Source organism: Pectobacterium brasiliense (assembly GCF_013449685.1).
Lineage (GTDB): Bacteria > Pseudomonadota > Gammaproteobacteria > Enterobacterales > Enterobacteriaceae > Pectobacterium > Pectobacterium brasiliense_A.
In genome coordinates, this window is record NZ_JACDSF010000031.1 from 52,662 (window position 1) to 76,839 (window position 24,178).

The window sequence follows — 24,178 nt, forward strand, 5'->3', positions numbered from 1 at the left end:
GCAGCAGATCCTGAAACCCAGGAGGTAGATCAGAGTGATTATCTGCCAGTCGGCTGGCATCCTGTGCCAGCCTCGTGACTATCGCTTCACGGCTTATCGCGTAACTTCAACTTTGGCCAGCTTCTCGTAGTAACACGCCAGCGCACTGTGGTCGGCCGATCCCAGATCGTCCGCTTTCAACGCCTGCATCATTTCCATCACCGCTGCGGTTAACGGCAGTTGTGCACCCACGCCGTGTGAGGTATCCAGCGCGTTCGCCAGATCCTTGATATGCAGATCGATGCGGAAACCCGGCTTAAAGTTACGATCCATCACCATCGGCGCTTTCGCATCCAGTACGGTGCTGCCCGCCAAACCACCGCGGATCGCCTGATAAACCAGATCAGGGTTTACGCCTGCTTTCGTCGCCAGCACCAACGCTTCAGACATGGCGGCAATGTTCAGCGCCACAATCACCTGATTCGCCAGTTTGGTCACGTTACCCGCACCGATATCACCGGTATGAACAACGGAACCCGCCATGGATTTGAGAATCTCAAAGCAGCGGTCAAACTGCGCTTTCTCACCACCGACCATCACGGACAGCGTGCCGTCGATCGCTTTAGGCTCACCGCCACTGACCGGCGCGTCCAGCATAGCGATCTCTTTCGCCGCCAGTGCAGTCGCAATTTCACGGCTGGCAAGCGGGGCGATTGAGCTCATATCCACCACAATGCTTCCGGCACGTGCGCCGTCGATGACGCCGTTTTCACCCAACACCACGTCTTTAACGTGTGGAGAGTTAGGCAGCATGGTGATGATGACATCGCACTGCTCTGCAACCTGTTTCGGCGTTGTCGCCGCCGTGGCGCCTGCCGCAACCACTTCCGCGACCGCATCCAGATTTCTGTCCATCACGACTAATGAGTAACCTGCTTTCAGCAGATTTTTACTCATCGGTTTTCCCATGATGCCCAATCCAATAAAACCAATTTTCATCGCCCTAACCTCATTGTCTGATGTAGATATCACTTCAATTCACGATTAATCCGCCTCATGGCGGATCCGATTCGCACGGAATGACTGAATTTGCTGACAAAGTACGCCGAGCAATGGTAATGGGTAGATCGTAAAGACGCTGCAAGTATGTCCCTGTAAGCTCGAGCCGCGCCATCCCTGGCGCGGACGCTTTACTCTTCTATCCCATTACCATCGTTCTCGTTCCGTAAATAGGTTTGTCAACGGTCTGAATTACTTCTTGTACTTGTCGCTCAGCGCCTGTGTTGCGCTGCGGAACACGCCCAGATCGCTACCGACTGCAACGAAGCTTGCGCCCCATTCCAGATAGCGACGCGCATCGGCTTCAACCGGAGCCAGAATGCCGCACGGCTTGTTATGCGCCGCGGAACGATCGAAGATGTGGCGGATCGCCTTCTGCACGTCAGGATGGTTAGGCTGACCGAGATAACCCAGCGCCGCAGACAGGTCGCTCGGGCCAACAAATACGCCGTCTACGCCATCAACCGCGATAATCGCATCCAGATTGTCGAGGCCGTCCTGACTTTCGATTTGCACCACGACGGTAATGTTGTCGTTAATCTTGGCGAAGTAATCCGGTTCGGTGCCATAGCTGTTGCTACGGTGCGCCACGGAAACCCCGCGAATCCCCGCTGGCGGATAACGCGTTGACGCAACCGCACGCGCGGCTTCTTCCGCCGTTTCCACGAAGGGGATCAGAAAGTTATTGAACCCAATATCCAACAGCCGCTTGATGATGATCGGCTCATTGCACGGCGGACGAACGACGGGCGCGCTGTGGCTGCCTTTCAACGCCATGAGCTGAGGAATAAACGTCACGATATCGTTAGGCGCATGCTCTCCATCCAGCACCAGCCAGTCGAATCCCGCTAGCCCCAGTACTTCAGTTGAAATCGGGTTGCCCAGCGCACACCAGCAGCCAATCAACGTTTTCCCCTGCAGCAAATCCTGGCGAAAACGGTTAGGTAACAGCGGAGTCTTCATTTTTTATCCTCGGTCATTCCAGCGCCGCTTGCCTGAAACGGCGCGCTCAAAAAACGGAAAATCAGAACGTTAGCGAACCAGACACGGACGTTTATTATCAAACGTCCATTCAGGAATAAGGTACTGCATTCCCATGGCGTCGTTACGTGCGCCTAATCCCATGTTTTTATACAGTTCGTGTGCTTTCATCACCTGGTCCATATCCAACTCGACGCCCAGACCCGGTTTCTTCGGCACTTCCACCATGCCGCCAACAATCTGCAACGGTTCTTTCGTCAGGCGTTGGTTGCCTTCCTGCCAGATCCAGTGCGTATCAATCGCCGTAATCTTGCCCGGTGCCGCCGCCGCGACATGAGTAAACATGGCCAGTGAAATATCAAAGTGGTTATTGGAGTGAGAACCCCAGGTTAAGCCCCATTCGTGGCACATCTGCGCCACACGAACGGAACCTTGCATCGTCCAGAAGTGCGGATCGGCCAACGGGATATCGACCGATTGCAGCGAAATAGTGTGACCCATCTGTCGCCAGTCGGTGGCGATCATGTTGGTCGCAGTAGGCAGCCCCGTCGCACGGCGGAATTCCGCCATCACTTCACGACCAGAGAAACCTTGCTCCGCGCCACACGGATCTTCTGCATACGCCAGCACGTTGCGCAGCTGTTTGCCCAGACCGATGGCTTCATCCAGCGACCAGGCACCGTTTGGATCCAGCGTGATGCGCGCCTGTGGGAAGCGTTTTGCCAGCGCAGTCACCGCCTCGGCCTCTTCGCTACCGGCCAGTACGCCGCCCTTCAGTTTGAAATCGTTGAAGCCGTATTTTTCGTACGCGGCTTCAGCCAGACGCACGATGGTCTCTGGCGTCAGCGCTTCTTCATGACGCAGACGATACCAGTCGCATTTCTCATTAGTCTGGCTCTGGTAAGGCAAATCGGTTTTATTACGATCGCCGATGTAGAACAGATAACCCAGCATCTCGACGGCATCACGCTGTTGCCCATCGCCCAGCAGCGAGGCCACGCTGACGTTGAGGAATTGCCCCAGCAGATCGAGCATCGCGGCTTCGATCCCCGTGACGACATGGATGGTGGTACGCAGATCAAATGTCTGCAAACCGCGCCCGGAAGCATCGCGGTCGGCGAACTGCGCACGTACCGCCGTCATCACGTTTTTGTATTCGCCCAGCGTTTTACCCACCACCAGCGCAGCAGCATCCTCCAGCGTCTGACGGATTTTCTCACCGCCAGGAATTTCACCAACACCGGTATTCCCGGCGTTATCTTTCAAAATCACAATGTTGCGAGTGAAATAAGGGGCATGCGCACCACTCAGATTGAGCAGCATACTGTCGTGACCTGCAACCGGAATAACCTGCATGTGGGTAATCACCGGCGTTGAACTTTGCAATGTCATTTTCTTATCCTTTCTCTCTAATTTTTCACTGTAGGGTTAGCGGCCAAAAACCGGGCGTTTACGGTCAAATTTCCAACCAGGAATCAGGTACTGCATGGCAACGGCATCATTACGTGCCCCGCTCGGTAATTTTTTATACAGATCGTGAGCTTTCATGACCTGTTCCATATCCAGCTCAATCCCCAGACCGGGACGATCCGGCACCTTAATTTTACCGTTGACGATTTGCAGCGGCTCTTTGGTCAGATGCTGCCCTTCCTGCCAGATCCAGTGCGTATCGATCGCCGTCGGGTTACCCGGTGCCGCAGCCCCCACGTGCGTGAACATCGCCAGAGAAATATCGAAGTGGTTATTGGAATGGCAGCCCCACGTCAGACCCCACTCATCACACAGTTGGGCGACACGCACCGCACCGTGCATCGTCCAGAAATGCGGATCGGCCAGCGGGATATCGACCGCCTGTAGCATCACGGCATGGTTCATTTCACGCCAGTTGGTGGCAATCATGTTGGTCGCGACTGGCAGCCCAGTGGCGCGGCGGAATTCCGCCATCACTTCACGACCGGAGAAACCTTGTTCCGCACCGCACGGGTCTTCCGCGTAGGTCAGAATGCCCTTCATGTCTTTGCACAAACCAATCGCTTCATCCAGCAGCCAGGCACCGTTTGGATCAACGGTAATACGCGCATCTGGGAAACGTTTCTTCAGCGCCTTCACGGCATCGATTTCCTGCTCGCCGGGCAACACGCCACCTTTGAGTTTGAAATCTTTAAATCCGTAGCGGTCAGTCGTGGCTTCGGCCAAACGCACAATCGCCTCGCTGTCCATCGCCTGCTGGTGACGCAGGTGATACCACTCGTGCTTGCCTTTCTCACCTGATAAGTAAGGTAGATCTGTCTTCGTGCGGTCGCCGATATAGAACAGATAACCGAGCACGGTGACTTCATCACGCTGTTTACCCGGCCCCAGCAGTTCGGCAACGGGGACACCCATAAATTGCCCCAGCAGATCGAGCAGCGCCGCTTCGAGTGCTGCCACCGCATTCACGCGCAGCTCAAACGTCCAGGCACCTTTGCCGAAGGAATCAAAATCAGAAGATTGGTTGCCGACATGAATGTCATGAACCAGACGGTTCATTCGGGCGATTTGTTCGCCTTTTACACGAGGAATGGCTTCAACCAGCGTGTTGTAAATGACTTCACCACCGGGCGCTTCGCCGACACCGGTATGCCCGGCGCTGTCGGTTAAAATGACGAGGTTACGCGTGAAGTAAGCACCATGCGCACCGCCGATGTTCAGCAGCATGCTGTCATAGCCCGCAACGGGGATGACTTTCATGTCGGTAATCACAGGCGTCGCTGAAAAGTTTGTCATTACAGGCTCCCGTCACAAATGGAGCGCACAGGATTGACGCTTAGGTTTCCGATGTTTGCCACAACGCAGGGGCGCGTTGAAGCAGATGAAAATAATTCAGTCATACAGAAATAAAAAACAGATGGTGCACCAGTAGATGATTTCATGTTGTTTTCCTACTTTATTAGCGCGACCTTGTTTTTACTCTGATTTGAACTGAACACTGCTTGTAGGGTTATCAGAATAAAAACAGGTTATAACTGTCCCGATACCGAAATAAACCAGTCAGGAAAGCGATGTTGTACTCCGTACCGCCTTACCAACCTCAGTAAAAAGTATAAGTTTTCTTATTTCACAACTCATTGGGCAATAGCACAGCATTCCCTGTCGAAATGCAGATTAAATATGTCATTATCACAGGCCAATGGGAGGTGTTTCACGAAAACCGGGCAAAGCGAATTTCCGCCTTATAAACACCGAAATACGTCTTCCCAGCAGCCGATTTCACAGAGATAAAACCCGGATTTCCATGAAGTAAATAAACGGCAAGCCTATACCCTAAATAATTCGAGTTTCAGGCAGGCGGCAAGAGAATGAGTCCCGATGAGCTTACTCAAGTAAGTGATTCGGGTGAGTGACAAATCTGCAAGAGGCAGGTTTGAACGCTGCTTGCAGCGGCCCCAACGGGGCGAGGTCCACGTAAGTGGACCGAGTAGCGCAGCCAACGCACATGCAACGTGAAGTATGACGGGTATATAGCGAAACGCTGCGCCATCAGTACGATAGCGCAGCGTTTCGTGTTATTGCCTATATTCAGATGAATGCAGTAACGAATGACCTTAATTCTTAACGAACGGCTTCAATTCGATACGTTTAATATCTTTCACGATGAACAGGTAGCTGAAGATCGCAACCAGCGCATGGATCCCGACATACACCAGACCCCCGTTGAAGGAACCGGTCATTCCGATGATGTAGCCAATCGCAATCGGCGTCACGATACCAGACGCGTTACCGAACATATTGAACAGCCCACCGCTCAATCCGCTGATTTCTTTCGGTGCGGTATCGGCCATAACCGCCCAGCCCAGCGCACCAATGCCTTTACCGAAGAAGGCTGCGGACATCACCGCAATAACCACCCACTCGGTTTCAACGTAGTTACAAATCACCATCGACATGGAGAGCAACATACCGAGAACGATGGGTGTTTTACGGGCAAAGGTCAGGGAGTTGGTCCGGCGCATCAGGTAATCGGAAATAATTCCGCCCAGAACGCCCCCGACAAAACCACAGATAGCAGGCACCGAGGCGACAAATCCCGCTTTGAGGATCGACATACCACGAGCCTGAACCAGATAAAGCGGGAACCAGGTGATGAAGAAGTAGGTCAGTGCGTTAATACAGTATTGACCGATATACACACCCAGCATCATGCGAGACTGCATTAATTGCTTGATCTGATGCCATTTTTCGCCTTTCTCAGTCGCTTTTTTCGTCCCTTTGGCGTCCATATTGATCAGTGCGCCACCGGCTTCGATGTAGTCCAGCTCGGCCTGATTCACACCTGGGTGATCTTTCGGATCGTGGATCACTTTCAGCCAGATGAAGCTCAGAATGATACCCAAGCCGCCCATGAACCAGAACACGTGCGCCCAGCCAACTGCCTGCGTCAGCCATCCCATGATCGGTGCAAAAATGACCGTGGCAAAATACTGTGCCGAGTTGAATATCGCGACGGCAGTACCACGTTCTTGTGCAGGGAACCAGGCAGCCACAATGCGGCTATTTCCCGGGAAGGAAGGCGATTCACACAAGCCGACCATAAAGCGCAGGAGGAACAGAGAAATAACGATGCCCGCGCCGCTGAAAACGTCGACAAAGCCTTGTAATAAAGTAAAAAGCGACCAGGTCAAGATACTGTAGAAGTAGACTTTCTTTGAGCCAAAGCGATCGAGCAGCCAGCCCCCAGGTATTTGTCCAATCACATACGCCCAGGAGAACGCTGAGAAGATATAACCCATCCCCACCGCATCCAACCCAATTTCCTTAGACATTGCTGAACCAGCAATGGATAAGGTCGCACGGTCTCCATAGTTAAATGACGTGACAATAAACAACATCACGACAATCCAGTAGCGGGCGTTTGTTCTCTTTTGTATCGCGCCAGCTGCTGAGCTTACTGTATTCATGATGAACTCCTGCTTCAATCGCGGTTCGCTCATTCATTCCGAATAACAGATAACGGTGTAGGGTTATCAGAATGAAGATCAGTGGATAGTTAACATTCCCATTTTTATTTTTTTTGCGAATAGCCAGGCTATATAGCATCAGAGTAATTAGCTGACATCTTCAACTCGCAGGAACATTATAATTTTTACCCGCTGACTGCTCACTAGCTAAAAGCACAACATTAAAAATGTCCTTTTGAATATGTTGGTGCACTTGCACGATATAATGCGAGGTATTTCACGAAAAACACCGCCATTCTCTTTTTACATTTATACACATTATTGTTATTTCCTCCTGAAAAACCGTGCGCAGTCAGAATGTGATCAAACTCACCGAAAATTGGGTCTTCGCCTGATAAATCAGAAACAAAAAGCGCTGGCTTAGGTCAATTGCATAATGTACGAGAAGAGAACCTCACGTATACTCGTTAGCGAGCAATGAAATAATAGCGTGATAATAGTTATCACCGCGTTTCTGATAAACCAATAATAAAGGCTTGCATCATGTCAGATAAATCAGAAAGTAATGCTGCACAAGAGCAGCCACTTTATATTAAGGTCCACGATTCTGATAATGTTGCCATTGTTGTTAATAATAATGGCTTACGTGCCGGAACCCGCTTTAACGATGATCTGGAATTAATTGAGCATGTTCCGCAAGGTCATAAAGTGGCCCTTGTGGATATCGCCAAATCAGGCGCCATCATCCGCTATGGTGAAATTATCGGGTATGCGCTGCGTGATATTGCCAAAGGAAGCTGGATCGATGAATCGCTGGTCGAGTTGCCTCAGGCTCCCGCGCTGGAAACCCTGCCGCTAGCGACCAAAATTCCCCCCGCGCTACCTGCGCTGGAAGGTTATACCTTTGAAGGTTACCGCAACGCCGACGGCAGCGTAGGCACGAAAAATCTGCTGGGCATCAGCACCAGCGTGCACTGCGTCGCGGGCGTGGTCGACTATGTCGTCAAAATTATCGAGCGCGATTTATTACCGAGATATCCCAATGTGGATGGCGTTGTCGCACTCAACCATCTTTATGGCTGTGGCGTAGCAATCAATGCCCCTGCTGCGGTGGTTCCTATCCGTACTATTCACAATCTGGCGCTGAACCCAAATTTTGGTGGCGAGATACTGGTGGTTGGTCTGGGCTGTGAAAAATTACAGCCGGAACGCCTGCTGGAAGGGACGTCTGACGTACAGGCCATCTCCCTTGACGACACCAGCATTGTCCGCTTGCAGGATGAACACCACGTTGGTTTCAGATCGATGGTGGATGACATTCTGACGATGGCAGACAAGCACCTACAGCGGTTGAACAAACGTCAGCGTGAAACCTGCCCAGCCTCTGAGCTGGTTGTCGGCATGCAGTGTGGCGGCAGCGATGCTTTCTCCGGCGTCACCGCGAACCCAGCCGTGGGTTTTGCATCCGATCTGCTGGTACGCTGCGGCGCAACCGTCATGTTCTCCGAAGTGACCGAAGTGCGCGACGCCATTCATCTGTTAACGCCACGCGTCATCAATGAAGAAGTCGGTAAACGCCTGCTGGAAGAAATGGCCTGGTACGATAACTACCTCGACAGCGGGCAGACCGATCGTAGCGCTAACCCATCGCCGGGCAACAAAAAAGGTGGCCTCGCGAACGTGGTGGAAAAAGCGCTTGGCTCCATCGCCAAATCCGGCACCAGCGCGATTGTCGAAGTCCTGTCCCCCGGACAGCGCCCAACCAAACGCGGGCTGATTTACGCCGCAACGCCGGCCAGCGACTTTGTGTGTGGCACGCAGCAACTCGCTTCCGGTATCACCGTGCAGGTCTTCACTACTGGTCGTGGTACCCCCTATGGCCTGCTGGCGGTACCCGTCATCAAAATGGCGACCCGCACCGCACTGGCAAACCGCTGGCACGATCTGATGGATATTGATGCCGGTACCATTGCTACCGGAGAGGCTACGATCGAAGACGTAGGCTGGCAGCTTTTCCACTTCATTTTGGATATCGCCAGCGGCAAGAAAAAAACCTGGTCCGATCAGTGGGGGCTGCATAATGCTCTGGCCGTCTTCAATCCAGCGCCGGTAACCTGATTACCGTTCTCCGCAGGCCAGCGTCATTATCTGGTCTGCGGATAGCGTTATTTGATCTACAATAACTTTAGCAGCAATAAAAATGAAATAAAGGCCGTAATTAAAAGAATAAACAGCAGGGTAGCAACATTTAATTTCATTCATGCAAAGAAAAAATAAAAAAAACTTAACAAGTTATTCTTTTTAGCGTCAAATTCATCAATTCCAAAATACCTATTAAGAATAATCCCTATTTTTTAACACCCACCTATTTTTAATCATTTTTTAGCAATTATTTATTGCTAATAAAATGAATCAATTGACAGATAATCATCCTCATCATAAATTTACGCGTGCTGAAAAAGCGTGCTAACACTGATGACATATTTGTTACAAAAATATATACCCTAAATAATTCGAGTTTCAGGCAGGCGGCAAGAGAGGGAGTTCCGATGAGCTTACTTGAGTAAGTGATTCGGGTGACTGAACGCAGCCAACGCACATGCAATTTGAAGTATGACGGATACAGTTACAAAATCTCCATCACGCACAATATAGGGTCAATAGCCCACTCATAAATAATGCATAACATTATTTTATATAAATGAGTAAGCCACCCAAAAAATTTCAGTATACCCATTTGAATAACTTGAATATTTACACAGCAATATGCCTGACAGATTTCACGGGACGAACCATTTGGCAGCGACACTGCGTTTCAGCCTCTGTAATAACCAGAGCGTCTGAGGCGAGAAAAGCGGCCAGCGTGTCTGAACCTGGAAACTGAGCGGGATACGTACGCCGGGGTTTCTAATGAGATTAAATACACCTGTTACACAGCAGGAGTATCTGTTAGACATGGACACCATATTGATGTCCACGACAAATATTCACAGCCACATTACCTATGCCAACTCTGCCTTCATTACGGTCAGTGGTTTTTCCGAAGAGCAGCTCATCAACCAGCCTCACAATATTGTGCGCCATCCCGATATGCCCGTTGAAGCCTATGCCGACATGTGGTTTACGCTGAAACAAGGCGATAGCTGGACTGGATTAGTTAAAAATCGTCGCAATAACGGTGACCACTACTGGGTTCGCGCCAACGTTACGCCGGTTTATCAGCAGGAGCAGCTCGCAGGCTATATATCAGTACGTAACACGCCCAACGCCGAAGAAATCAAGCATGCCGAAACGCTGTATAGCGCCGTGCAGAAAAAACAGACGGGCAGCCGTAAGTTCTACAAAGGGTTAGTCGTTCGCACCGGACTCTTTTCACCACTGTCGCTCTTGCAGAAATTATCAGTCCGCTGGCGTTTGCGCCTGGCAGTCTTAGCGGTGGGCCTCATTCCCGCACTGCTTGCGTTCACTGGCATGAATCCGCTGTGGCTATTGGCACTGACGCTACTGCTCATCGTCATCATGGATCAGTTTCTGCAAAGGCAAATTGCCCAGCCAATCAGGATGATACTGAAGCAGGCTCAGCATGTGGTATCGGGCCGTAAAGTAAAGCATGTCCACCTGAACCGAGTCGACGAAATCGGCTTGCTGCTACGCTCTGTTAACCAGTTTGGCCTGAACCTGCATTCGCTTGTCGACGACGTTAGTACGCAGGTAAACGGCATCACCAACGTCAGCCATAAGCTGGCGGAAAACAATGTCGACCTGAATACCCGCACGGAAGAGACATCGGCTAATCTGCAACAAACTGCCGCCGCCATTGAAGAAATTACCGTTGCCGTGCAGCAGAGTGCAGAAACAGCGGCACAGGCTACCACCATGGCAGAAGCCGCCAGCAGCACCGCGTTTAAAGGTGGCAATATCATGAAGGAAACCATCGGCATGATGGATTCCATCTCCAGCGCCAGCGATAAAATCGTTGATATCATTGGCGTGATAGACAGTATTGCCTTCCAGACCAACATCCTTGCGCTGAATGCGGCCGTTGAAGCCGCTCGTGCGGGCGTACAGGGGCGCGGATTTGCGGTAGTGGCCGCTGAGGTTCGCAATCTGGCGCAGCATTCCGCCTCTGCGGCCAAAGAGATTAAAACGCTGATCGACGCCAACGTCGAAAGTGTGAAACAGGGCAGCATAATGGTCGAGAACGCCGGCAAACATATCAGCGACATCGTTGATGAAGTCTTGCAGGTCTCCACTATGATCAAAGAGATCAGCAACGCAACGCATGAGCAAACCTCGGCATTGGGCCTGATCAATACCTCTATTGCACAGATAGAACAAATGACACAGCGCAACACCGATATGGTGACGCACTCAACAGAAGCCGCTGAAGGTCTCAACCTTCAGGCAAGGCGGCTAACGAGCGCGATTAACGTGTACGGTAGTTAGCTAACGTCATCTCATCCATTAGGGCAAGGGAGTAGAAAGCCCCTTGCCCCCCTTTCTTTCCCTCCAGCAAGCGCATATCATCCCCGTAGTTTTGTAAATTTTTCGTAAAGAACAGGGCGAGACTGCCGATAATCACTGCAGAATTGACTTATTTCAGGAGGAAGTGATGGCTAATGATATCAGCCGGATTACCATGAATACGGTATCAAACGTAGCGACGGCCTCTACGGCCAGTAAGTCTACAGCTAATACAGATAATAAGGCTGCGTCGGCGGGTGAGAGTAAGTCTGCGCCTGCTGGCAGTAGTGGTGCTCAGCAAAAGATTGCCGCATTACAAAATCAAATCAAACAGCTGACCAAAAAGCTACAAGAACTGGGCACAGATGCCGCCAATGCGCAAAGTGAAGACGAGCGCAAACTTATCAAACAGCAGCAGCAAATGATCTAGGCGCAAATCCAGGCGCTCTATGCCGAAATTGCCCGCATCCAAAAAGAAGAAGCGGAAAAGAAAGCGATGGAAGCCGTATCAAAAACAACATCACAACCAACTGAAAATAAAGCCAAAAAAGGCGGTGTTGATATCTACGTCTAACTACAATATCTGGCGTATTCCCCTCTTTCTTTTCCTCCCTTTCCTGACTGATACATTTTGTTACATGAGCTGTCAGGAAAGTGAGCATTTCATGTTTCATTGCCAACAATATCCCCTTCGAGAAAGTGCTTAAATTGCCGTTGCACAGGCATGTAGCCCAAGTCATTCGGGTATCAACCCTAAATAATTCGAGTTTCAGGCAGGCGGCAAGCGAGGGAGTCCCGATGAGCTTACATAAGTAAGTGATTCGGGCGACTAAACGCAGCCAACGCACCTGCAACTTGAAGTATGACGGGTACATCGGCATCTTTTCAGGAGGGAAAATGTCAAACACCATCAGCAGTATCAGCGTATCGACAACCACGGCAAGCAGCAGTAAAAGCAGCAACACCTCGGAGCAACAGATTGCGCAGCTCACCAAGCAGGTTCAGGCGCTTACCAAACAGGTGAGTAAACTGACCGAATCGGCCTCCAGCGCAGAAAGCGATGATGAACGTAAACTGATCGAACAACAGCAGCAGGCCATTCAAGCGCAGATCCAGGCGTTACAGGCACAAATTGCCCGCTTGCAGAGTGAAAAATCAGAACAGCAGTCTGATTCCTCAACTTCGACTCAAAGTGCTAAACAAGAAGGCGTTAACCGCCCGACAGCAGACAACCAGATTAATATCTACGTCTAGCCTGCGTCAGGGATGGGTAGCCAGTTAACGTGAAAGGTCGCTTCAATGAAGCGACCTTTTTCGTCAGAGGTTACGACAGGAAATGATAATCAGGGACGAGGCCGCTTCAGCGGCGTGACCAACCCTTGCAGACCCTCTATCTTGATTGCCAGCGTAATCTGCATCAATTCCCCTAAGCGACCTTTAGGAAATTCATCCTTGCGGGAGAACCACAGCAGGTACTCTTCTGGTAAATCGATCAGCACTCGCCCTTTGTATTTACCAAACGGCATCTGCATCGTGGCAATGTCTATCAGGTCTTCTTTTTCCATCCGTTTACGCCCCCAATAGTCGGATCATTTCCGCCTCATCGATCACTGGAATCCCCAATTCTTGCGCCTTCGCCAGTTTAGAGCCCGCGGCTTCACCAGCAATCACCATATCGGTTTTCTTCGAGACGCTGCCGCTTACTTTAGCCCCTAACGCCGTTAGCCGATCTTTGGCTTCGTCGCGGGACAGAACACTTAGCGATCCGGTCAATACCACCGTTTTCCCCGCAAATGGGCTGTCGATCTCTTCAGCATTGACGACCTGAACCTCAGGCCAGTGAATGTTGATGCCAGCGGGATCGGTCAATTCGCGGATCACGGTTTGGTTGTGCTCTTCCTCAAGGAAATGGCGCACATGCGCGGCGACGACTTTACCGACATCCGGCACTTCCAGCAGCGCGTCTTCATTGGCAGCAAAAAGGGCTTCCAGCGAACCAAAATGCGCGGCCAGATTAGCCGCCGTCGATTCGCCAACGTCACGGATCCCCAACGCATAGAGGAAACGTGCCAGCGTGGTGCTTTTCGCCTTTTCCAGCGCATTGACCAGATTCGTCGCGGATTTCGGCCCCATGCGATCCAGCCCCGTCATGATCCCTGCACTCAGACGAAACAGATCGGCTGGCGTCTTGACGTACTCTTTTTCCACCAGTTGATCGATGATCTTATCGCCCATGCCTTCCACATCCAATGCGCGACGAGAAACAAAATGCTTCAGTGCCTCTTTGCGCTGGGCACCGCAGATCAGGCCACCGGTACAGCGCGTGACGGCCTCACCTTCTACGCGTTCAACGTCAGATCCACATACGGGACAGGCCGCAGGGAAAACGATCGGGCGCACCGTTTCTGGCCGCTCAGATTCCACGATGCCGACGATCTGCGGGATCACATCCCCCGCTCGACGCACAATCACGCGATCACCAATCTGCAAACCTAGCCGCTCAATTTCATCGGCATTATGCAGCGTGGCGTTGCTGACGATAACCCCAGCCACAGCGACGGGTTCCAAACGCGCAACCGGCGTAATCGCACCTGTACGCCCGACCTGAAACTCAACATCGCGCACCCAGGTCAGTTGCTCCTGCGCTGGGAATTTAAAGGCCACCGCCCAGCGAGGCGCACGGGCAACAAACCCTAACCGCTCCTGCAGTTCCAGAGAGTCAACTTTGACAACGACGCCGTCGATATCAAAGCCTAACGAACTGCGGGTCTGCTCAACCTGACGATAAAAATCGAGTACTTCAGCCGGACCCGTGCATAGTTTAATTCTGTCGCTAACCGGCAATCCCCACGCCTTGAACTGCATCAGCCGCTCCCAGTGGCTCGTAGGCAACTCACCGCCCTCCAGCAGGCCTACGCCATAGCAGAAGAAGGTCAGTGGACGCTTAGCCGTAATGCGCGGATCAAGCTGGCGCAGCGATCCGGCGGCAGCGTTACGCGGGTTAGCAAAAACTTTACTCCCCGTACGACGAGCCTCTTCGTTCAGCTTTTCAAAACCGCTGTGCTTCATAAACACTTCACCGCGTACTTCAACACGACGCGGAATATTGTCACCCTCAAGGCGCAGTGGAATCGCTGCAACGGTACGAATGTTACTGGTGATATTTTCCCCGGTCGTGCCATCCCCGCGCGTGGCCGCCTGTACCAAAACACCCTCTTCATACAACAAGCTGACGGCTAAACCATCCAGTTTCAGTTCGCAGCAGAATGTCAGATCGTCACCGTTTTTAAGCCTGTCGCCAATTCGCTTGCTGAAGGCCAAATAGCTCTCTTCATCAAATACGTTATCCAGCGATAACATCGGCACTTCATGACGTACCTGCTCAAATGCCGCCAGCGGTGCCGCGCCCACGCGCTGCGTGGGAGAATCACTGGTCACCAACTCGGGGTGATCCGCCTCTAACGCTTTCAGTTCCTGCATGAGCTTGTCATATTCGATATCAGGAATGTCGGGCGCATCTTCAACGTGATATTTGTATTCGTGATGGCGTAAGACCCGGCGCAACTCCGCTACCCGCAGTGCGGCCGCATTCACTTCGGCTGGTTCTTTCTTCACTGGTTTCATACCTGTTTTATCTGACGTGTCGCCCTGTCGGCGTCGTGATTGTTATGATTCTCGCTCGTGATCTACCAGAGCGAGAATCATTAGCTTGCGGCCTAACGGTGCCGAAATCTTGCGAGCACCGTCAGTTTTATTTCATTTAAGATTGAGACGTGTTGGCTTTAATCGTGTTGATGATGTTCGTCGTGGAACAGCCGTCCTCAAAGTTCAGGACTTTCACTTCACCGCCGTTGGCCCAGACTTCTTCACTACCGGCGATTTCATGTGACTGGTAGTCTCCACCTTTCACCAGAATGTCCGGCAGAATGCTGGCAATCAGGCGCTGCGGCGTATCTTCTTCAAACGGCACGACCCAGTCGACGGCTTCCAGTGCACCCAGCACGATCATGCGCTGCGGCAGCGGGTTGACGGGACGAGTCGGCCCCTTCAGGCGTTTGGTCGACGCATCGCTGTTTACTGCAACGATTAACCGGTCACCAAGTTTGCGGGCGTTTGCTAGGTAAGACACGTGTCCGGCGTGCAGAATATCGAAGCAGCCGTTGGTCATCACAATCTTTTCGCCACGCTGACGCGCCAGTTCAACGGCATGTTTCAGCTGTTCTTCGGTCATGACACCAAATCCAGTGTCGGCACGGCCGCGGATAGCATTTTCCAATTCAATCGGCGTGACCGTGGACGTACCCAGCTTGCCGACGACGACGCCTGCGGCAGCATTCGCCAGGAAACAGGCTTCTTCCAGCGGGTTACCTGCCGCCAGCGCAGCGGCCAACACACCGATGACGGTATCGCCCGCACCGGTCACGTCGTACACTTCCTGCGCCTGCGTCGGCAAGTGCAGCGGTGCTTTGCCCGGTTGTAGCAGCGTCATCCCTTGCTCGGAACGGGTAATCAGTAACGCGGACAGATCGTAATCGGCCACCAGTTGCATACCGCGCTCAACCAGCTCGTCTTCCGTTTTGCAACGCCCAGCCACCGCTTCGAACTCAGACAGGTTTGGCGTCAGCAACGTCGCGCCACGGTAACGGGCAAAATCCGTGCCTTTCGGGTCGATCAGTACCGGAACGCCAGCCGCTTTTGCCGTCTGAATCATGGTTTGTACATGCGCTAATGCGCCTTTTGCATAGTCAGACAGCACCAGCGCGCCAATTTTTGGCAGCGCCAGTTGAATACGCTCGATGATCGGCTGAGGATCAATCCCTTCAAAGCCCTCTTCGAAATCCAGTCGGATCAACTGCTGATTACGTGACAACACGCGTAGCTTGGTGATCGTCGGATGCGTAGGAACAGCGACAAAGTCACACTTCACGTTCACTTCGCCAAGTTTGGCATTCAGTGCGCGAGCAGCATCATCAATGCCCGTTAACCCCACCAGACGCGATCCCGCGCCCAATGCAGCGATGTTCATTGCGACGTTCGCCGCGCCGCCTGGGCGCTCTTCGATCGTATCAACCTTGACCACAGGCACCGGTGCCTCTGGTGAAATTCGGCTGGTCGGCCCATACCAGTAACGATCCAGCATGACATCACCGACCACTAATACACCCGCTTGACGGAAATCAGGCAGCGTCACTTTCATCCTCTACTCCAGGCTTATTTCGCATAATGCGCGTAATAATATCATAGGCACGTATCATACACGCCACTGCTGTGCGGCTCTAAACCGCACAGCACATTTGACCATATAGATAGGTGGAACTTACGCTCCTACCAGCCACTTATTCCAACTCACCAGCACCTGCTCCCGCTCCGCAACAAATCGATCCTTGCTGACCCGACCGGACAACTCCTGCAAGGCCAGATGGTGCAGTTCATTGCGCATGGTGACGTAGGCCAGCTTGAGCGCATTGGCTTCGCTCTCTTCCATTACGCCATATTGCGCCATCAGTTCCAGAATACGCACGTTGTCCGACCAACGGGTCAAACGCGGTTCCTGAGCGGCGTAACGCAGCATCAGATACTGAGCAATGAATTCGATATCCGTAATGCCGCCCGCATCCGTTTTGATGTCAAAGAGTGCTTTATCTTTGTTCGCCAGATGCTGACGCATTTTTTCGCGCATTTCGCGCACTTCGGTTCGCAGCGTCTCCGCGTCACGCTCTGCACATAGAATGCTGCGACGAATAGACTCAAATGTTTGCTGCACACCGCTTTCGCCGTACACCATACGCGCACGCACCAGTGCTTGATGCTCCCACGTCCATGCCTCATTGCGTTGATACTCATCAAACGCTTCTACCGTACTCACCAGCATACCCGCCGCGCCCGATGGCCGCAGACGGGCATCCACTTCATACAAAATGCCTGATGACGTCCGGGTACTAAACAGATGCATCACTCGCTGTGCGAGGCGCAAATAAAACTGACGACCATCAATACTGCGTTCGCCATCCGTCATCACGTCCGATGGACAATCCAGCAAGAATACCAAATCCAGATCGGAGCTGTATCCCAGCTCCCAGCCGCCGAGTTTGCCATAGGCAATAACCGCAAACCCACGGCCTTCACGATGCTGCAAATGAGACGGCTGGCCATAGCGCGCCACCATCTGTCCCCACGCCTGCTGAACCACGGCCGCGATAATCGCTTCCGCCAAATACGTTAAGTGATCGCTCACTTTCATCACGGGCAGTACACCACCGATATCCCCTGCGGCGATGCGTAGCTGCTGCGACTGCTTGAACTGGCGAACGGCTTCCAACTGCTGTTCTTCATCATCTTCAGGGACGCGCATCAAATACTGGCGTAGCTCATCGGCATACGCACCCGGTGCCGTCGGCTGATACAGCGTTGACGCATCGAGCAATTCATCCAGTAGCAGGGGATAGCGTGCCAGTTGGCTGGCCACCATTGGCGACGCCGCGCACAGGCGAATCAGTTGGCCGAGCGCAGCGCGAGACTCCAGCAGCAGTTCAAGATAAGTGGTGCGTGTGACGATCCCCAGCAGCAGCGGCGTCAGACGAGACAGCACCGTATCCGCTTCCTGACGAGCGCAGACTTCCGCCAGCAAACACGGCATGAGCTGATCCAGCACGTCTCGCCCGCGCGGCCCTATCGTGCGTTTCGCCACATCGTGACGGAATTCCACAATCGTCCGCATCAGCTTTTCACGCACGCTTTCCGAGAGATGCGGCGTCAGCGGAGCCAATTCGCCGCCATCCAGCGTGTCCTGCCATAGACTGCTATAGCTGCTATGTTCGGGGATGTCATTATTGTCCGGCGCATCATCGCCAATCAGGTCATCAAAGACGTGACGCACCGCCTGCATATGCTGTTCCAGCATGGATTGCAGCGTGTCCCAGTTGTCAAAACCCATTCCCCATGCCAGCCGCTGCTGATTCAGCTCATCACCCGGCAAGGTTTGTGTCTGTTCATCGGCAATCGCCTGCAACAAGTTTTCTAAACGACGCAGAAACAGATAAGAGGTACTGAGATCGAGTACCTGCTGCGGCGTTAATAATCCCAGCGTTCCTACATGCTGTAGCGTAGGCAGCAGCGAGCGCCCCTGCAATCCTGGTTCACGCCCGCCACGAATCAGTTGGAAAACCTGCGTGATAAATTCGATTTCACGAATGCCGCCCGCACCCAGCTTGATGTTATTGCGCAGATCCCGTCGACGCACTTCGCGGGCAATCATGCCCTTCATATTTCGCAGCGACTGGATCACGCTGAAATCGATATAGCGACGGAAGACAAAGGGCTTCAGCGTACTGCGCAATTCCTGACTGTAGTCATCGTCCATTCCCCCCATCAAGCGCGCTTTGACCATGGCATAGCGTTCCCAATCACGGCCCTGCTCCTGATAATAATCTTCCATGGCCGCAAAGCTGAGCACCAGCGGGCCGCTGTCACCAAAGGGACGTAGCCGCATATCCACACGGTAAACAAAACCATCGACGGTCGGCTGGTCCAGCACCTTAATCAGCCGTTGCCCCAAGCGCGTGAAGAATTGCGCGTTATCCAGCTCGCGTCGCCCGCCTTGCGTATGACCATTTTCGGGATAGACGAAGATCAGGTCGATATCCGAAGAGAAGTTAAGTTCTCCCCCACCCAGTTTTCCCATGCCAAGAATCAGCAGAGGCTGAGCCACGCCCTGCGCATTGCAAGGTGTGCCCCACTCGCGACAACAAGCTTGATATAGCCAGCTTCTGGCCGCTACGATCACCACCTCAGCCAGCTCACTCAACTGACGTAGCGTGTGTTCCGTCGTACTGGTTTGCAGCGCCTGCGACCACGCAATTCGCGTCAACATATGGCGACGAAACCGGCGCAACGCGGCCATCAACGCATTTTCATCGTGAACATCGGCCAATGCATTGTTCAACCAGTCGGCATAATGCTGCCACTCTTCGGGCTGCGGCGGTTGCTGATGAATCCCTTGCCACCAGTCAGGATGGAGCGCAAGCGCATCGCTGACAAAATCGCTCAATGCCAGCACAGCAGAGTCACTGTCAGTTATCGGTTCATCAGGTGCAGCTTCCCGCAAACGCGACAGAGCACGCTGAGAGTGTTCCGTCAGAAGCACAGGTAAAGCGGGCAAAGGAAGTATCGACATAGGGGTTCCCTTGATGCGCCGCCTATCCTCACTGACAAGCGGCAGTTAACGGTTACTGTGATGGTCCGCCGCTATGTAGCCAGAACGGGGGCAAGGTCAACGCCTCTTTACGGTAGGCTTCCAGATAGGCAGAAGGAGCCTGCCCAGCAGCGAGCCGCTCAATTTCCTGGAGCAACACCCGCCAGTGTGAAATGTAGGCTTCCACCTGCTCCGCCGGATAAGCGCCGGATAAGAGAAAAAACGCGCAAATATTACGTTGCAGACGGGGGATTTGCTGTTCGTACTGCGCTTCCGTCAATTTAGAGGAAAAGGCGCTTTTCAGATCCGCCGTGCTACGGCTTAACATAATGTCGGCAAAGCGTTTGAACGATCCCTGTAGCTTAATACGATCTTTATTATCCATATGGTCACGCCAGCCAGACTCGATCAGCCAGGAAGTCAGTACCAACTTACTTTGCAGGTAGTCAACGCTGTAGCACACTTCCGCGCCGTCAGAGCCTTGTAGCCGGGCCTCCAGCGTCGCGAGTGCAGAGCGAAAAAGCGTGGTGACCTTGCGTAACACAACGCCTCCCACCAGCACCAACATTTCGCGCATCATCGCACTGGCCTCTGGCAGGGCTTCACGGGCAGAGGCATTCCCTCTTACCCACAGTTCTTCGTGGTATTGCCAGTGACTCAACCCCAGTTCCAGCGCCGCGCGGATGGCCTGATCGATATTGGTTTTTGGATCCACAACCAGTCGATTAAGAGCCTGACACTCGCGAACTGGGTTACCTTTAGCCAGATGGTATCCACGCGCCGCCTTACTCAAGCTGCCCTGCCGCATACCACCAAATTCCGCGATTTCCTTTGCCAGCGCCAGCAGATGGGTGGTCTGCCCGACCTTAAGCTCCATCTCGAGCTCGCACAGCGGTTCACTCATATCTCCGGCACGAATCTCACCGCGATCTAAGGCAACTTCAATCACGCTTTGATAGTAAGTAAACACCCACTTTTCACGCGTAAAATCCGTACTAAACAGCGGATTGAGCGACGATTGCAGTGCCTCAACATCGCAATCCTCCGGCCAGACTTCCGCCGGAAACAGGCTGAGATCCAGCTCAGCGTTCTCCAGCTCAACATTATATTCTGGGTGTTGATGCAGCCCGCCAATCACCTTACCGGCCGTTTTCGCCGTCATTTCGTAGCGTTCATTTTCGCCACGAATACGCAGGCCGATGCCATTGCGGCGCAGGTAATTATCCGCTGTTTCATAATAGGTATTGCTCAGACGCTGAGCACGCATGTGCTCATACTGACTATAATCACTCTCCCAGTCAGCCAGTTGCGTCAGCAGCGATTCAACGCTGTCGGGATGAACAATAAACTTCAGCTCAATTTCTTCACTCATAGCATTCACAACACCAAGACCACATTCATTATCATGTCAGTAAATAACATTTTACTTCAGCTTACTACTCTTACCGCACACACTCTTTTTCACCTGCGAACAAGCGCGCATTTCTTATGCAAAGCTGCTATTGGCAGCACCGCTTTCCCCCGCTTAAACACGCCGCTCACCGCCTTCTAAGAACTTATCCCAGCAGGCATTATTGGTGTGAAATAGCCCCAATGGGGAGGTTCTAAGACTGTTCTCATTTCGGTTTATACATTGCCTAGTCAGACTTAAGCCTCTACTATCGGACCACCATTAACGCAACATGATGATCTTATGCAGAAATTAGGCTTACTCTGTTTTACTTTATTTTCGCTCACGCTGAGCTGGAACGCACAGGCGGAAGAAAAACGCTATATTTCCGATGAGTTATTGACGTATGTCCACAGCGGGCCGGGCAATCAATATCGTATCGTCGGCACGGTGAATGCTGGCACTGAGGTCACGCTACTCAGCGTTAATGAAAGTGCAGGCTATGCGCAGATTCGTGATGATAAAAACCGCACCACCTGGATTCCTCTCGACCAGCTTAGCGAGACGCCGAGCCTGCGCACGCGGGTGCCGGAGCTGGAAAAACAGGTAAAAGACCTGACTGACAAACTGAATAATATCGATCAGACCTGGAACCAACGCACCGCGGATATGCAACAGAAAGTCGCCGCCAGCGATGGTGTTATCAATGGGTTGCGTCAGGAAAATCAGGATCTGAAAACACAGCTTATCGTCGCACAGAAGAAAGTCAGCGCGGCGAATGTCCAGCTTGACGATAAGCAGCGCACCATCATTCTACAGTGGTTTATGTATGGCGGCGGCGTTGCTGGCATAGGCTTGCTGCTGGGTCTGCTGTTGCCGCACATCATCCCGCGCAAAAAGAAAAATGACCGCTGGATGAGCTAATCGGAACACGTGCCTGCTGCTTGCAGGCATGTTTCTTTGTGGCCAACGTCGCGGTGCAAAGATGGTAGTATGTGGTGAAATATTGGTTATTGATTCAGGAGCCCGACGTTGAAGATCTACCTTGTCGGCGGCGCTGTTCGGGACAGCCTGCTGGGTTTACCCGTCACCGAGAAAGATTGGGTGGTGGTCGGCGCGACGCCGGAGAACCTGCTTGAGCAGGGTTACCAGCAGGTTGGAAAGGATTTCCCCGTCTTCTTACACCCCGTTAGCCGCGATGAATACGCTCTCGCGCGTACCGAGCGCAAATCTGGCAAAGGCTATACCGGGTTTGTCTGCCATGCCGCCCCCGATGTCACGTTAGAGCAGGATTTGCTGCGCCGCGATTTGACCATCAATGCCATTGCCCGCACCGAGCGAGGCGGCCTTATCGATCCTTATCACGGTCGTCGCGATCTCGAGAATCGCGTGCTGCGTCACGTCTCCACCGCATTCAGCGAAGATCCGTTACGGGTGCTGCGTGTCGCCCGTTTTGCCGCGCGTTTTGCTCATCTCGGCTTCCAGATTGCGGAAGAAACCATGGCGCTGATGCAAAAAATGGCGCATGAGGGTGAGCTGGCTTATCTGACGCCAGAGCGTGTCTGGAAAGAGACGGAAAAAGCACTCGGCACCTCGTCGCCAGATGTCTATTTTCAGGTGCTTCGTGACTGCGGTTCGCTGGCCGTGCTGTTCCCTGAAATCGATAACCTGTACGGCGTGCCCGCCCCCGCCAAATGGCACCCGGAAATCGATACCGGCATTCATACCATGATGACGGTGGCGATGGCCGCTCGTCTCAGCCCTGAGATTGACGTACGTTTTGCTACGCTGTGCCACGATTTAGGAAAAGGGCTGACGCCCCCCGAACTGTGGCCGCGTCATCACGGGCATGGCCCGGCGGGCGTCAAACTGGTTGAGGCACTGTGCCAGCGCCTGCGCGTGCCTAACCCGATTCGCGATTTGGCAAAGCTGGTTGCGGAATATCATGATCTGGTTCATACCGTGCAGGTGCTGCAACCCAAAACCCTGCTGAAGTTATTTGATGCGATTGACGTCTGGCGTAAACCACAACGTCTGGAGCAGTTAGCGCTCACGAGCGAAGCCGATGCCAGAGGCCGTGCCGGTTTTGAAGAGGCTCCGTATCCGCAAGGCGACTATCTGCGTGAAGCCTTCCGCGTCGCCAGTCAGGTCAGCAGTGCGGACGTCGTCGCCGATGGATTTAAGGGCATTGACGTGCGTAACGAACTCGCACGCCGTCGTATTCATGCACTGGCAGACTGGAAAGCACAGCAGCCAGATTCATCAGGCGCATCCTGAAACAAAGAGGCCACGCTAATGCGTGGCCTCTTCTCTTCTATAACGGTCTACCTAAAATCGACGTTCTCAGTCTTACATAAACACCATGTAAACCACGCCCGCGACGATAAAACGGTAAATCGCAAATGGGACAAACGAGATGCGTTTGATGATTTTCAGGAAAGTTTTAATCGCAATCAGAGCCACGATAAACGCCGTCACGAAACCAACGGCAAACATCGGCACATCGGCCAGCGACAGGAAATGCCAGCTTTTATACAGATCCAGAACGGTCGCGCCCATCATCATGGGAACCGCCAGAATAAAAGAGAACTCAGAGGCCGCATAGCGGCTGACGCCCATCAGCATCCCGCCTGAAATGGTCGCTCCCGAACGAGAAAAGCCGGGCCACAGTGCCAGACATTGAAAACAGCCAATCATAAATGCCTGACGATGCGTGATATCATCCAGCCCAACGGCACGCGGCTGCTTTGGCTTGAACCATTCCGCCGCTAACAGCAGGAAGCCACCGATCACCAGCGCATACATCACGTTCTGCGGATCAAACAGCGACTTGATGACGTCATGAAAAATCAGACCAAGCACCACTGCGGGAATCATTGCCAGCAAGATGTGCGTCAGTTTCAGACGCCCAGCGGTTTTCCCCTCGTGCGGAACGTCGCCGAAGTGAATCCCTATCAGACCAAAGAGGCGGCGCCAGAACATCACGACAACGGCCAGAATCGAACCAAGCTGAATGATCACTTCAAACGTCTTGGCTTTCTCATCGGCGAACCCTAACCAATGACCAACGATAATCATATGCCCTGTAGACGATACGGGCAAAAACTCGGTCAGTCCTTCGACCACGCCAAGAATAAATGCGATTAGCAATGAATGCAGGTCAGTCATCTAAAAATC

At 52.7% G+C, this 24,178-nt stretch carries 16 protein-coding genes and 1 pseudogene; 6 read left to right on the plus strand and 11 right to left on the minus strand.

Annotation, left to right across the window (positions count from 1 at the left end; genetic code table 11):
- Positions 1-93: 93 nt before the first annotated feature.
- The 5 genes from garR to H0248_RS13530 form a co-directional block, all read right to left on the minus strand.
- On the minus strand, positions 94-1,008 hold the full coding sequence (gene garR, locus H0248_RS13510) for a 2-hydroxy-3-oxopropionate reductase (RefSeq protein ID WP_308415665.1): 915 nt from the start codon (positions 1,006-1,008) through the stop codon (positions 94-96).
- A gap of 222 nt (positions 1,009-1,230) precedes the next feature.
- Entirely contained in the window at positions 1,231-2,001 is a 771-nt protein-coding gene (garL, locus tag H0248_RS13515) for a 2-dehydro-3-deoxyglucarate aldolase (RefSeq protein ID WP_180786321.1), read from the minus strand.
- Positions 2,002-2,070: 69 nt separating this feature from the next.
- Positions 2,071-3,411 carry a glucarate dehydratase gene (gene gudD, locus H0248_RS13520; RefSeq protein ID WP_039283108.1) on the minus strand — a complete coding sequence of 447 codons (1,341 nt, stop codon included), beginning with the start codon at positions 3,409-3,411 and terminating at the stop codon, positions 2,071-2,073.
- Positions 3,412-3,447: 36 nt separating this feature from the next.
- On the minus strand, positions 3,448-4,785 hold the full coding sequence (locus H0248_RS13525) for an enolase C-terminal domain-like protein (RefSeq protein WP_110162496.1): 1,338 nt from the start codon (positions 4,783-4,785) through the stop codon (positions 3,448-3,450).
- Positions 4,786-5,603: 818 nt separating this feature from the next.
- A complete protein-coding gene (locus H0248_RS13530; protein WP_100018243.1) occupies positions 5,604-6,956 on the minus strand; it encodes an MFS transporter in 1,353 nt (450 codons plus the stop codon).
- 543 nt (positions 6,957-7,499) lie between these two features.
- Between H0248_RS13530 and garD the strand changes: the two genes are divergently transcribed.
- From garD to H0248_RS13555, 4 genes and pseudogenes are all read left to right on the plus strand, one after another.
- Complete coding sequence (gene garD, locus H0248_RS13535) at positions 7,500-9,074, plus strand: galactarate dehydratase (RefSeq protein WP_014916496.1); 1,575 nt, start codon at positions 7,500-7,502, stop codon at positions 9,072-9,074.
- 792 nt (positions 9,075-9,866) lie between these two features.
- Positions 9,867-11,402 carry a methyl-accepting chemotaxis protein gene (locus H0248_RS13545; protein WP_180786323.1) on the plus strand — a complete coding sequence of 512 codons (1,536 nt, stop codon included), beginning with the start codon at positions 9,867-9,869 and terminating at the stop codon, positions 11,400-11,402.
- A gap of 193 nt (positions 11,403-11,595) precedes the next feature.
- Positions 11,596-11,994 (plus strand): annotated as a pseudogene (locus tag H0248_RS22365) (FlxA-like family protein).
- Positions 11,995-12,317: 323 nt separating this feature from the next.
- Positions 12,318-12,674 carry a FlxA-like family protein gene (locus H0248_RS13555; RefSeq protein ID WP_110162492.1) on the plus strand — a complete coding sequence of 119 codons (357 nt, stop codon included), beginning with the start codon at positions 12,318-12,320 and terminating at the stop codon, positions 12,672-12,674.
- An 89-nt stretch (positions 12,675-12,763) separates the two neighbouring features.
- Here the strand turns inward: H0248_RS13555 and H0248_RS13560 are convergent, their stop codons facing one another.
- From H0248_RS13560 to H0248_RS13580, 5 genes are all read right to left on the minus strand, one after another.
- Complete coding sequence (locus H0248_RS13560) at positions 12,764-12,985, minus strand: DUF3820 family protein (RefSeq protein ID WP_039465978.1); 222 nt, start codon at positions 12,983-12,985, stop codon at positions 12,764-12,766.
- A gap of 4 nt (positions 12,986-12,989) precedes the next feature.
- Positions 12,990-15,044, minus strand: a complete 2,055-nt coding sequence (gene ligA / locus H0248_RS13565; RefSeq protein ID WP_180786324.1) for an NAD-dependent DNA ligase LigA — start codon at positions 15,042-15,044, stop codon at positions 12,990-12,992.
- A gap of 136 nt (positions 15,045-15,180) precedes the next feature.
- Positions 15,181-16,617, minus strand: a complete 1,437-nt coding sequence (gene hldE / locus H0248_RS13570; RefSeq protein WP_180786325.1) for a bifunctional D-glycero-beta-D-manno-heptose-7-phosphate kinase/D-glycero-beta-D-manno-heptose 1-phosphate adenylyltransferase HldE — start codon at positions 16,615-16,617, stop codon at positions 15,181-15,183.
- 120 nt (positions 16,618-16,737) lie between these two features.
- Entirely contained in the window at positions 16,738-19,593 is a 2,856-nt protein-coding gene (gene glnE, locus H0248_RS13575; RefSeq protein WP_180786326.1) for a bifunctional [glutamate--ammonia ligase]-adenylyl-L-tyrosine phosphorylase/[glutamate--ammonia-ligase] adenylyltransferase, read from the minus strand.
- A gap of 52 nt (positions 19,594-19,645) precedes the next feature.
- Positions 19,646-20,983, minus strand: a complete 1,338-nt coding sequence (locus H0248_RS13580; protein WP_180786327.1) for a CYTH domain-containing protein — start codon at positions 20,981-20,983, stop codon at positions 19,646-19,648.
- 321 nt (positions 20,984-21,304) lie between these two features.
- Between H0248_RS13580 and H0248_RS13585 the strand changes: the two genes are divergently transcribed.
- On the plus strand, positions 21,305-21,925 hold the full coding sequence (locus H0248_RS13585; protein WP_180786328.1) for a TIGR04211 family SH3 domain-containing protein: 621 nt from the start codon (positions 21,305-21,307) through the stop codon (positions 21,923-21,925).
- Between the two features lie 108 nt (positions 21,926-22,033).
- Entirely contained in the window at positions 22,034-23,278 is a 1,245-nt protein-coding gene (locus H0248_RS13590) for a multifunctional CCA addition/repair protein (protein WP_180786329.1), read from the plus strand.
- Positions 23,279-23,350: 72 nt separating this feature from the next.
- Here the strand turns inward: H0248_RS13590 and bacA are convergent, their stop codons facing one another.
- Positions 23,351-24,169, minus strand: coding sequence for an undecaprenyl-diphosphate phosphatase (gene bacA / locus H0248_RS13595; RefSeq protein WP_180786330.1), 819 nt, complete (start codon positions 24,167-24,169; stop codon positions 23,351-23,353).
- Positions 24,170-24,178 lie beyond the last annotated feature (9 nt).

What these genes read in the sequence shown, in the direction of transcription:
- bacA (WP_180786330.1), bottom strand. Translation starts at nt 24,169, where the DNA reads ATGACTGACCTGCATTCATTGCTAATCGCATTTATTCTTGGCGTGGTC.
- H0248_RS13530 (WP_100018243.1), bottom strand. Translation starts at nt 6,956, where the DNA reads ATGAATACAGTAAGCTCAGCAGCTGGCGCGATACAAAAGAGAACAAAC.
- H0248_RS13585 (WP_180786328.1), top strand. Translation starts at nt 21,305, where the DNA reads ATGCAGAAATTAGGCTTACTCTGTTTTACTTTATTTTCGCTCACGCTG.
- gudD (WP_039283108.1), bottom strand. Translation starts at nt 3,411, where the DNA reads ATGACATTGCAAAGTTCAACGCCGGTGATTACCCACATGCAGGTTATT.
- garD (WP_014916496.1), top strand. Translation starts at nt 7,500, where the DNA reads ATGTCAGATAAATCAGAAAGTAATGCTGCACAAGAGCAGCCACTTTAT.
- H0248_RS13580 (WP_180786327.1), bottom strand. Translation starts at nt 20,983, where the DNA reads ATGAGTGAAGAAATTGAGCTGAAGTTTATTGTTCATCCCGACAGCGTT.
- glnE (WP_180786326.1), bottom strand. Translation starts at nt 19,593, where the DNA reads ATGTCGATACTTCCTTTGCCCGCTTTACCTGTGCTTCTGACGGAACAC.
- ligA (WP_180786324.1), bottom strand. Translation starts at nt 15,044, where the DNA reads ATGAAACCAGTGAAGAAAGAACCAGCCGAAGTGAATGCGGCCGCACTG.
- hldE (WP_180786325.1), bottom strand. Translation starts at nt 16,617, where the DNA reads ATGAAAGTGACGCTGCCTGATTTCCGTCAAGCGGGTGTATTAGTGGTC.
- garL (WP_180786321.1), bottom strand. Translation starts at nt 2,001, where the DNA reads ATGAAGACTCCGCTGTTACCTAACCGTTTTCGCCAGGATTTGCTGCAG.
- H0248_RS13525 (WP_110162496.1), bottom strand. Translation starts at nt 4,785, where the DNA reads ATGACAAACTTTTCAGCGACGCCTGTGATTACCGACATGAAAGTCATC.
- H0248_RS13560 (WP_039465978.1), bottom strand. Translation starts at nt 12,985, where the DNA reads ATGGAAAAAGAAGACCTGATAGACATTGCCACGATGCAGATGCCGTTT.
- H0248_RS13545 (WP_180786323.1), top strand. Translation starts at nt 9,867, where the DNA reads ATGAGATTAAATACACCTGTTACACAGCAGGAGTATCTGTTAGACATG.
- H0248_RS13555 (WP_110162492.1), top strand. Translation starts at nt 12,318, where the DNA reads ATGTCAAACACCATCAGCAGTATCAGCGTATCGACAACCACGGCAAGC.